Here is a 10,296-nt window from a genome sequence, read left to right as displayed (position 1 = left end):
TCCCTGTTGGACAAGGCCGAGGACTACAGCGGCAAGGCGGCGAACTATCTGGGCCGCACCGGCGATGCGCTGAAAGCCTACCGCGACACCCAGGGCAGCACAGCCAAACGGCTATTGGCCGCCGGCGTGGCTTTCCTGAAGAACGACGAAGCGGATGCGGCGGCCGGGGACAAGACGGCTGACAAAAAGAGCGGAAAGTCGGCGGGCAAGAGCAAACGCGGCGCAACCGTCGCCGACGCCAAGAAGAAAGCTGCCAAACCGGCAGCCAAGGCCAAACCGGGCAAGGCCGTCGCCGACGCCAAGAAGAAAGCCGCCAAACCGGCAGCCAAGGCCAAACCGGGCAAGGCCGTCGCCGACGCCAAGAAGAAAGCCGCCAAGCCGGCAGCCAAGGCCAAACCAGGCAAGGCCGTCGCCGAGTCGAAGAAGCAAGCCGCCAAGCCGGCGGCTAAGGCCAAGCCAGGCAAAGCCGTCGCCGAGTCGAAGAAGCAAGCCGCCAAGCCGGCGGCCAAGGCCAAGCCGGGCAAGGCCGTCGCCGAGTCGAAGAAGCAAGCCGCCAAGCCGGCGGCCAAGGCCAAGCCGGGCAAGGCCGTCGCCGAGTCCAAGAAGAAAGCCGCCAAGCCGGCAGCCAAGGCCAGGCCAGGCAAGGCTGTCGCGGAAGCCAAGAAGAAGGCGGGCAAGCCCTTAAGCAAGCTGGACCGAGTCGAGCACGGCATCAACAAGCTTAAACGCGGCAGCGACATGGCGCAGAAGGTGGCTGGCGGCGCTTCCCGCTTCTTGGGAACGGATACCGGACGCCAGTTGTACGAGTCGGCGCGGGCCAAGCTGAACCCCATGCTGGGCAACCGGCTGCCGGATGCGGACCGCGCGCAGGAGATGCTGGACAAGGCGCAGCAGTACGGCGAAACGGCATCGCATTATCTGGGCAGCGTCGGAACGGCCATGCAGCGTTTCCGCAATGCCAAGGGCAGCACGAAGCAGAAGCTGCTGAAGGCGGGCCTGGGCTTTCTCAAGGACGAGCTGACCGGCGGCGAGGGCGAGGCTGACAAGCCATCTAGCGGGAAGGCGGGCGCCAAAAAACCGGCAGCCGCTTCATCCCGCCCGCGCGCCGCGGCGAAATCGGCGCCCAAGCCGCCGGCTGTCAAACCCTCCCTGAAACCCGGCGCGGCCTTGAAGGAGGGACGCGCGGCCAGCCAGGTGGGCAAGGTCGAAAAAGTGCTGTCCGAGAGCAAGGCGCTGACGTCTGGTGCACGGGAGATCAAGGCCTTGGGCGGCGCCAAAGGGCTGCTAAAGGGCGCGATGCATAAGGCCGGCGTGGTGGGCGACGTGCTCAGCCTGGGCATGGATCTGGCCGAGATCCAGAAATCCAAGCTGAGCCCGCAGGCCAAATCAGCTGCTTACGGCAAGGCGGTGGGCGGCGCAGCGGGCTCGGTGGCCGGCGGCGCGGCAGGCGCGGCGATAGGCAGCTTGCTGGGGCCGGTAGGCACGGTCGTCGGCCAGCAGCTGGGCAGTTGGGCCGGGCAGAAGGGCGGCGAGTGGCTGGGCGAAGCCATCGGCAAACAGTGGGCGAAACATGCGACGCCGCCCAAGCCGGTCGCGGTGCCGAAGCCTACGGCCAGCGCCAAACCAGCGCCTGCGGCTAAGCCAGCGCCGAAACCGGTTCCCAAGCCTGTGCCCAAACCCACGCCCAAACCCGCGGCGAAAGCGCCGGCGGCCCGCTCCAGCGAGCAAGCCCGACAGACGCAGCAACTGCAGCGCATCCAGCAAGCCGTGGCCAAGAGCGCCAAACCCGCCAAACCGGCAGGCGGCACCTTCCACATCGCCTTCTCGCCGCAGATCACCGTGGGCGGCGGCGCGCAGGGCGGGACCAAGCAGCAGGTGCAGCAGGCGATGCAGACCTCGTTCGCCGAGTTCGAGCGGCTGATGAAGCGCTACGAGTCCGACCGGCAGCGCCGCGGCTACGCGACGCAAGGTTGAGGAGAGCCACATGACACAAGGAGCAAGCGATGTACGCGGTACTCGGTGACATCGAATTCGATCTGATCAGTTATTGGGACGGCATGGAGCAGCGCGCCGGCAGCGACTACGCCGAGCACGGCCGCATAGGCGGCAAGCCGGTGCTGCAGTTCGTCGGCGACAAGCTGGACGAAATCCGCATCGACCTGGTGCTGCACGCGGCCTACTGCCAGCCGGACGCCGAGCTGCAGCGGCTGCAGTCGGCGCGGCAGCAGCACCAGGCGCTGGCGCTGGTGCTGGGCAACGGCGACCACAAGGGCATGTTCGTGATCACCGATCTGACCAGCACCGGCCGTCAGACCGACAGCAACGGCAATCTGATCGCGGTGGAGGCGCAGCTGTCCTTGCGCGAGTTCGGCGGCCAACCGGCCCTGGGCGCGCGGCCCGGCCTGCTGGGCAGCGTCAGCGGCCTGGCCCAGGCCAAGCTGACCCAGCTGGCGCCGGGCGCCGGCCTCAAGCCCAATCTGAGCGGGCTGACCGAGGCGGTGTCCAAGGTCAAGAGCCTAACGGTGAAGGCGCGCGCCGTGGTCAACGATGTGCGCGAGCTGAGAGACCTGGCGCGGCGCGATCCGCTGTCCGCCATGGCGCGCGCGCCCAAGGCGCTGGACGACTTGGATGTGGCGGCGCCGGGCCTGGCCGACGGCGTCGGCCGTCTGAAGGAATTCATCCAGCCGTACGCCCACCTGGCTGAGACCATAAAGCCCTTGGTGCAGCCGCTGCAGGACACGGCGGACAAGCTGGGTCGCCTGGCCCAGACCATGCGGGGCTGCACCCAGGACAATGTGGCCGGCAAGCTGGAAGAGGGGGCCGCCATCATTCAGGACATAGACAAGGACTGGGCGAATCGCGACCTGACCCTGGCCAAGCTGGCCGCGCGAACGGCGGTGCGCCGCATTCTGGAGTGAATCATGTTTCTCAAACACACTTGCAAGGAAGGCGAGCGCTGGGACCAGATCGCCTGGCATTACTACGGCGACGTGGGGCAGATGGTGATGCTGATCGCCGCCAACCCGCAAGCGCCCATCAGCGAGACGCTGCCCGGCGGCTTGCAACTGGCTATCCCGCTGCTGGAGGCCAAGGATGACGCGCTGATCGACCAGCTGCCGCCGTGGAGGCGCCCATGAGCGCCGCGCGGCAGGACGTGCCGGCGCCGGCCTTCGAGCTCAGCTACAACGGCAAGTCCATCACCGCCGACATCGCGCTGTACGCGCTGAACATCAGCTACACCGACCACCTGTCCGGCGAATCCGACGAGCTGGAGGTGGAGCTGGAAGACAGCGACGGCCGCTGGCTGAACGCCTGGTATCCGGACAAAGGCGCGACGCTGGGCTTCAAGCTGGGCTATCGCGGCCAGACGCTAGTGGATGTGGGCGGCTTCGACGTGGACGAGGTGGAATACAGCGCGCCGCCTTCCGTGGTGCGCATCCGCGCCTTGGCCACCGGCGTGCAGAACCCGCTGCGCACCAAGCAGGGCCGCGCCTACGAGAAGAAAACGCTGCAGGAGCTGGCCCAGCAGATCGCCGGCCATCACGGCATGAAGCTGGAAGGCAAGATCGAATCGGTGCTGATAGACCGGCTCACCCAGTACCACGAAACCGATTTGGCCTTCCTGCAGCGCGTGGCCGGCAATTACGGCTACATCTGCAAGGTGATGGACAACAATCGCAAGCTGGTGTTTTGGAAGCGCGGTTCGCTATTGAATGAAGCCGGCGTGATGACGTTCGGCCTGGGCGACTTGATCAGCTGGCGCGCCCGCGACCAGCTGTCCCAAGTGCCCAGCGCGGTGGAGGTGAGCTACCACGATCCCAAGACCCGCCAGTTGCTGACGGCGCGGGTCGGCGCCGACGCCAAGGCGCCGGGCGGCAAGGCCAGCAGCGCCGACGTAGTCAAACTGACGCGCAAGAGCGGCGGCAAAGGCCAGGCGGAGCAGCAAGCCAAGGCGGAGATGGAAAAGCGCCAGCTGGCGCGCACTTCCTTGTCCATCACGGTGGACGGCGCGCCGCAGCTGGCGGCCGGCCGCAATGTGGAGCTGAGCGGCATAGGCAAATTGTCCGGCCGCTACCTGATAGAGCGGGCCTGCCACCGGCTGTCGCGGCAGGGCGGCTATTTGTGCGAACTCGATCTGAAGCGGGCCGCGCCCGCGGAAAAGGCTTTGTGATGAACGACGTTTCCCTGAGCAACGCGCTGGCGACGCTGAAATTCGGCAGCGTGTCCGATATGGACATCCAGCGCCACCGGGTGCGAGTGACCCTGCCCGAGCTGGGCGGGCTGGAAACCGCCTGGCTGCCGGTATTGACCCGCAAGAGCCTGCAGGACAAGGACTACTGGATGCTGGACAAGGGCGAACAGGTGGCGGTGCTGCTGGACGCGCGCGGCGAGGATGGCGTGGTGCTGGGCGCCATCTTCTCCGATGTGGATACCAGCGACGTCAACAGCCAGGAAAAATGGCAGCGCCGCTTCAACGACGGCGCGATGTTGGAGTACGACCGCCAGGCCCACAAGCTGACGGTGAACGGCGGCGTGCAACACGTGGTGGTGGAGACGCAGGCCGACATCACGCTCAAGACCAAAAACAATCTGACCGGCGACTCCGGCGATGCTGTGCTGATCAAAGGCGGCAACACCATCACCATCCAGGCGGGCGGCAAGGTCAGCATCAATGCGCCGGCCACCGAGATCAGCGGCACGCTGACGGTGAAGGGCGCCATCACCGGCCAGGGCGGCATGGCGGTGTCCGGCGGCGGCGGTGCCACCGTGAGCGGCAGTGTCAGCGTCAGCGGCGACGTGACGGCTGGCGGCAAGAGCCTGATCGGTCACAACCACATGGGCGCGCACGGCCCCACCAGCCCGCCGCTGTAACGCGGTATTCGGCGTTTTCATCGGGGTGCCGATATCCGCAGGCGGCGGCGCATCGGATCGGTTCGAAGCGTTTCCCCGTTCCGCCTGCGCATGATTTTGCCGAACGCCCCTGGCCGTGACATTCACCGCCAGGGGCGTTTTTCGCGGCCGCCGCCGGGCCGCCGTCATGAACAAGCGCTGTGCGGCGCTCTCTCCCAGTCTTAACGGGCGTCGCGAGCCGCCCCGGCGCCGCTCGGCTTCACGATATTTCCTAAGTCAGTTTAAAAGCCGCGGCCTGCGGCATTTGAGATGATTTTGTCATATTGCGATGGGCCGGCTGGCTGAGCCGCCCCACGCGCTCCTTCCGACGCGAATCCCCGACATGGACCAGAACATGAGCCTGAATCCCGCAGAGCCGTTCGCGCCGCCGGCCGATCCCGCCGCCGCGGCCAGTGCCCTGGCCGACGCCTACCTGCAGCAGGGCGGCCAGGAGTTGTACCCCAAGCAGATGGAGCAGTTGTTGGCCGAAATGCTGGCCAACCGCCAGCCCAGCCTCGCCTACGCCGATCTGCCCAAATTTGTCGCCGACGAACCCACGGCCATCGTCGCCGAAATGGCGCGAACCTATGAGCAAATGGCCGGCAAACCCCTATATCCCGGCCAGGTCGAGCAGTTGCTGATCAATCTGTTCGCCTACCGCGAAAGCCTGGCGCGCGCCGCATTCAATGACGCCGGCAGGCAAAACCTGGTGGCCTTCGCCCGCGCGCCGATGCTGGACTATCTAGGCGAACTGGTGGGGGTGTCGCGGCAGCCGGCCCAGCCTGCCATGGCCCAGGTCAAGTTCACTTTTCCCGCCTATGCCGATGCCGGCGGCGCCAAGCAATTGACGCTGCCGGCCGGCGCGCGCATCGCGGGCAACAGCGAGGTGCAATTCCAGACCACGACGCCGCTGGCGATCCGGCTGAGCGACAAGGCGCAGGAACAAGTCTGCGATGTCGTGGCCACGGCGCCGGGCGAGGCGGGCAATTTGCTGCAGGCCGACGATTTGAACCAGCTGTTGGACGATATCGGCGCGCCGGTGGCGGTGGCGGGGATGAGCACGCCGCGGGGCGGCGCCGAAGCGGAGGACGATGAACGCCTGCGGCAGCGCATCCGGCTGGCGCCGGAAGCCTATTCCTGGGGCTCGGTCAATCGCTATCGGCTGGCGGCGATGTCCGCGTCGGTCGATGTCGCCGACGTGCGGGTGATCTCGCCGCGGCGGGACGGCACGGTGCAGGTGGTGGTGCTGGGACGCGCCGGTTCGCCGGAGGCCGTGACCCTCCAGCGCGTCCAGGCGGCGCTGGAGGACGGCAAGGCGCGCATGATCAACGACCGGATCGAGGTGGTGCCGGCGCAGATCGTCGACTACGCCATCCGCCTGGAAGTGGATGTGCTGAGCACCCGAATTCCCGAGCTGGTGCGCCGGACGGTGGCGGAGCGTTGCCAGGCGCATGCCGACAAGCTGGCGCGCCGTCTGGGCGGCGACATCGTGCCGTCGCAGATCAAAACCGCCTTGCACGACATCGACGGCCTATACGACGTGCGCGTGCTGGAGCCTGTCGATACGCGGGTGCTGTCGGCGGCCGAATGGCCGCGTTGCGTCGCGGTGGAGGTCAGCTTGGGCAGGGTGGTGAACGATGTCTGATCTCCTGGTGCCGCCTTTGGCGCGCGATGCGCGCGCGCCGGTTTTCGATGCGCTGGCCGCGCGCAGCGGCCGGATCGATCTGACGCCCGTGCTGCTGTATCTGATCGACCAGGCGCCGGCCGGCTTGTTGCCGCTGCTGGCCGAGCAATTCAATGTGCTTGGCCCCCTGTGGGCTTATCTGCCCGACGACGACGCCAGACGGCGGGCGATCAAGGAGTCGACTGCCTGGCACCGGGCCAAAGGCTCGCCCTGGTCGGTGGAAACCGCCCTGTCCTGGGCCGGATACGCCGCCCGCGTGGAGGATGCGAGCGATTCAGCCTGCCGCTGGGCGGAGTTCCAGTTGGCGCTGGCCGCGCCGGTGGGAAGCGAGGCGTTGCCGACCGTGCTGGAGCTGGCCCGCTTCGCCGCGCCGGCGCGTTCGCATCTGGCGCGGCTGCATAGCGGCTATGACCGCCGCCTGCTGCGCGCCTCGCAAGCGGGGTGTTGGTCGGATGCCTTCTTGTCCGACGATTCCGGCGTGTGGCGCGACGACGTGCAGCTGAGCTTTGGACGTTTGCTGCCGCTCGCCGCGGCGAGGGAGGAGAGCGGCGTGTTTTCCGCGCGCGGGCGGCGGCATGTCTCCCGCGTGTTCTATCCCGACGTGCTGCGCTACGGCATCTTCCGTTTCGGCGACGCGCCGGTGCTCAACCACCCGGTGATGCATAGCCGCTTGATCGGTTTGGGCAATGCCCAAGGCTTGCGCAATCCGGTCATCCTGGCGGGCAATCCGCCCGCGCCGGCCTGGCGCGGCGGCTGGGACGCCCGGCAGTGGGGACGCTGGATGCCGATGACGCCGCACCGCCGCATCGCCCGCGCCGCCCTGGTGCTGTCGGCGGACACGCGTTTGGGCGAGCCGAACACCCGTTTCGGCGGTTATGCCGAAACCTCTTCCAAGCGCTTCCTCTGGTCGGACCCGGCGTCCCGCCTGTCCGACTTCGACCCCGGCCGCGAACGCTTCCCCATCGAGGCGGTGGAGGTCGCCGCGCATGGTTTGGCGGCTGTCCGCCAAGACCATGCGGCCGTCAGCGGCGCTATCCATGCCCGCCGCGCCAGTTTGGCGGATTGGCGTGGCCCGGTTCGGCTGGGCGGCGGTTTGCGCTGGTCGGACCTGCCGTTCTCCCTGCCGACCGGCAGCGGCGCGACTTATCGCTTGCATGGCGGCGACACGCCCGGCATCGGGCCGCGGGCCGGCGTCTATCGCTGGCTGGGCGCCTGGGACGACCGCAGCTGGCGCGGCGACAGCAGTCTCACCCATCACACCCTGAACCCATGAGGAGAAACAAGCAATGGCAACTCTGACCCTTAGCGGCCGGACGGCGCTGGCCGCCGCGCTGGCGTCCCAGACGCTGCATTTCGCCTGGGGCGTCGGCGACGCCGCCTGGGACGACAAGCCGGTGCCCGAGCTGGTGGACGCCACGGCGCTGCTGTCGGAGGTGGGCCGCCGGCTCATCACCGAAGTGCGTTTCGTCACCGAGGACGCGGCTGGCGAAGTCGTGGTGCCCACCGGCCGTTACCGGATATCGGCCGATCCGACCCGCCACCTGCTGCTGCGCATCGCTTTCGAGTTCGGCGACGCCGCGGCCTCGGTGATCCGCGAGGTCGCCGTCTTCGCCGGCACCCGCACCAAGCCGGACTTGCCCGCAGGGCAGCGTTATTTCACGCCTGACCAGATGGTGGCGCCCGGCACGCTGGTGGCGCTGGAGCGCATCACGCCCATTCATCGCTCGCCTGCCACGCGCGAGACTTTCGAACATGTCATTTCCCTGTAAGGACAGCAGCCATGTCTAATATGCCCGACGGTTACTACAACCGTTTCGATCCGGCCAAACACTTCGACGCGCATCTGTTCCGGGTGGGTTACGCGGTGCAGGCGGCCGAATTCAATGAAGTCCAGTCCGGTCTGGCCGCCCGCATCCAGGGCGTGGCCGACGCCATGTTCCGCGACGGCAATGTGGTGCGCGACGCGCGCATCGTGGTGCAGGCCGACAGCGGCGCCACCGTTTGCGAGGCCGGCGCCGTCTATCTCAAGGGCGCCGTGCGCGGCGTGGCGCCGAAACAGCTCACCCTGCCGGTGGTGGGCGTCATCGCCGTCGGCTTGTATCTGCAAGAAAGCGTGGTGACGGAGCTGGAAGACCCCAGCCTGCGCGATCCGGCCGTGGGCGCGCGCAACTACCAGGAGGCTGGCGCCGCCCGTCTCAAGGTGGAGGCGGTGTGGGGCTATGCCGGCGATGGACAGCCGGGCGAGTTTTTCCCGGTGTATCAAGTGGAAAACGGCGTGCTGCGCGCCAAGGAGCCGCCGCCGCAGCTGGATGGCGTCACCCAGGCGCTGGCGCGCTATGACCGCGACAGCTCTGGCGGCTCCTATGTCGTTTCCGGCCTGACGGTCGCCGCCGCCGCCGATTTGCCGACCGGCGAGCAGGTCTACACGGTCAGCGAGGGCCGCGCCCGCGTCAATGGCTATGGCGTGGAATTGAACACCTCGCGCCGGCTGGTGTATGCCGCCGCGCCCGATTTGCGGCAGATAGACAGCGAACCGCATACCAGCGCCAGCGGCGACGCCCAGCGCATCAATCTGGATCGCTCGCCGGTGGCCGCCATCAGCCAGGTGCGCATCACCAAGGAAGTGACCGTCACGCTGACGCATGGCGGCTACACCGGCGCGCAGGACCCGTTGCCGGACACCTCGGTCATTTCGGTGCTGGAGGTCAAGCAGGGCGCGACGGTTTACGCGGCGGGCACCGATTACAAGCTCAGCGCCGGCAAGCTGGACTGGAGCCTGCCGGGCAACGAGCCGGCGCCGGGCAGCACCTATACGGCGCGCTACCAGTTCATCGCCGCCGCGCAGCCGGCCCAGGCCGATGCGACCGGCTTCACCGTGGCGGGCGCGGTGCCGGGCAGCCTGGTTTTGGTCAGCTATAGCCAGAAGCTGCCGCGGATAGACCGCCTGGCCATCGGCGCCGACGGCAAGCTGGTGTGGATCAAGGGCGTGGCGGCGGACTGGAATCCGCAGCCGCCGACCGTGCCGGCGGCGCTGTTGCCGCTGGCCTCGGTCGCGCAGAACTGGAGCGGCGATCGCCAGGTCGGCAATGACGGCGTGCGGGTGGTGCCGATGTCGGACCTGGCCGGGCTGCAAGGCCGGCTGGACCACATGGCTGAGCTAATCGCCCAGCAGGGCCTGACCGCCGATGCCCAATTGCGCGAGGCCGGCACCAAGAAAGGCTTGTTCGTCGATCCCTTCCTGTCCGACAGCATGCGCGACGCCGGCATCGCCCAGAGCGCGGCCATCGTCGGCGGAGAGTTGACCCTGCCCATCCGCGCCAGCGTATCGGCCATGCCCGGCGATGTGGCGACGCGCGTCAGCCTGGATTTCAGCCTGTCGCCGGTACTGGAGCAGCCCATGCACACCGGCAGCATGAAGGTCAATCCCTACATGGCCTTCGACCCGCTGCCCGCCCCCGTCACGTTGACGCCGGCGGTGGACCGCTGGACCGAGACGCAGACCAGCTGGGCCAGCCCGATGACGGAGCGCCTGACCATAGGCTATGGCAACCGCTCCAGCATCAGCCAATCCACCGACGACATGCTGCTTTCCACCAGCCGAAAGCCGATCGAAACCCTGCGCGCGATCGACGTGAGCTTCACGGTGTCCGGCTTTGGCCCCAACGAAGCCCTGTCCAGCCTGAAATTCGACGGCATCAGCCTCGCGCCCGCCGCCCAATAAG

The 10,296-nt window shown here is 67.7% G+C and carries 9 protein-coding genes; all 9 read left to right on the top strand.

The genetic code is table 11. The features are described 5' to 3' along the window. Positions 1-1,974: hypothetical protein (locus C2I19_RS20370; RefSeq protein WP_439647054.1), on the top strand; the 1,974-nt coding region annotated here is incomplete at its 5' end. A 29-nt stretch (positions 1,975-2,003) separates the two neighbouring features. After that, entirely contained in the window at positions 2,004-2,918 is a 915-nt protein-coding gene (locus tag C2I19_RS20365) for a phage tail protein (protein ID WP_103904418.1), read from the top strand. Between the two features lie 3 nt (positions 2,919-2,921). After that, positions 2,922-3,137: a tail protein X gene (locus C2I19_RS20360; RefSeq protein ID WP_103904417.1), complete on the top strand. Its 216-nt coding sequence runs from the start codon at positions 2,922-2,924 to the stop codon at positions 3,135-3,137. Further along, the gene (locus tag C2I19_RS20355) at positions 3,134-4,171 is read left to right on the top strand and encodes a phage late control D family protein (protein WP_233201304.1); all 1,038 of its coding nucleotides are present in this window, start codon (positions 3,134-3,136) and stop codon (positions 4,169-4,171) included. The genes C2I19_RS20360 and C2I19_RS20355 overlap by 4 nt, the downstream gene beginning before the upstream one ends. Continuing rightward, on the top strand, positions 4,171-4,872 hold the full coding sequence (locus C2I19_RS20350) for a phage baseplate assembly protein V (RefSeq protein WP_103904415.1): 702 nt from the start codon (positions 4,171-4,173) through the stop codon (positions 4,870-4,872). Before C2I19_RS20355 ends, C2I19_RS20350 begins: the two co-directional genes overlap by 1 nt. Before the next feature lie 373 nt (positions 4,873-5,245). Further along, on the top strand, positions 5,246-6,535 hold the full coding sequence (locus C2I19_RS20345) for a baseplate assembly protein (protein WP_158253784.1): 1,290 nt from the start codon (positions 5,246-5,248) through the stop codon (positions 6,533-6,535). Continuing rightward, positions 6,528-7,847, top strand: a complete 1,320-nt coding sequence (locus tag C2I19_RS20340) for a phage tail protein (RefSeq protein WP_103904413.1) — start codon at positions 6,528-6,530, stop codon at positions 7,845-7,847. The genes C2I19_RS20345 and C2I19_RS20340 overlap by 8 nt, the downstream gene beginning before the upstream one ends. A 13-nt stretch (positions 7,848-7,860) precedes the next feature. Further along, complete coding sequence (locus C2I19_RS20335; RefSeq protein ID WP_103904412.1) at positions 7,861-8,343, top strand: BW3TFN family phage tail fiber component; 483 nt, start codon at positions 7,861-7,863, stop codon at positions 8,341-8,343. A gap of 11 nt (positions 8,344-8,354) precedes the next feature. Next, positions 8,355-10,295: a DUF4815 domain-containing protein gene (locus C2I19_RS20330; RefSeq protein ID WP_103904411.1), complete on the top strand. Its 1,941-nt coding sequence runs from the start codon at positions 8,355-8,357 to the stop codon at positions 10,293-10,295. Position 10,296: the final 1 nt, after the last annotated feature.

It is taken from the genome of Chromobacterium alticapitis, assembly GCF_002924365.1.
GTDB classification, from domain to species: Bacteria; Pseudomonadota; Gammaproteobacteria; order Burkholderiales; family Chromobacteriaceae; genus Chromobacterium; species Chromobacterium alticapitis.
The sequence above is the reverse complement of the archived record's forward strand: the minus strand, read 5'-3'. Positions and strand labels throughout refer to the sequence as shown.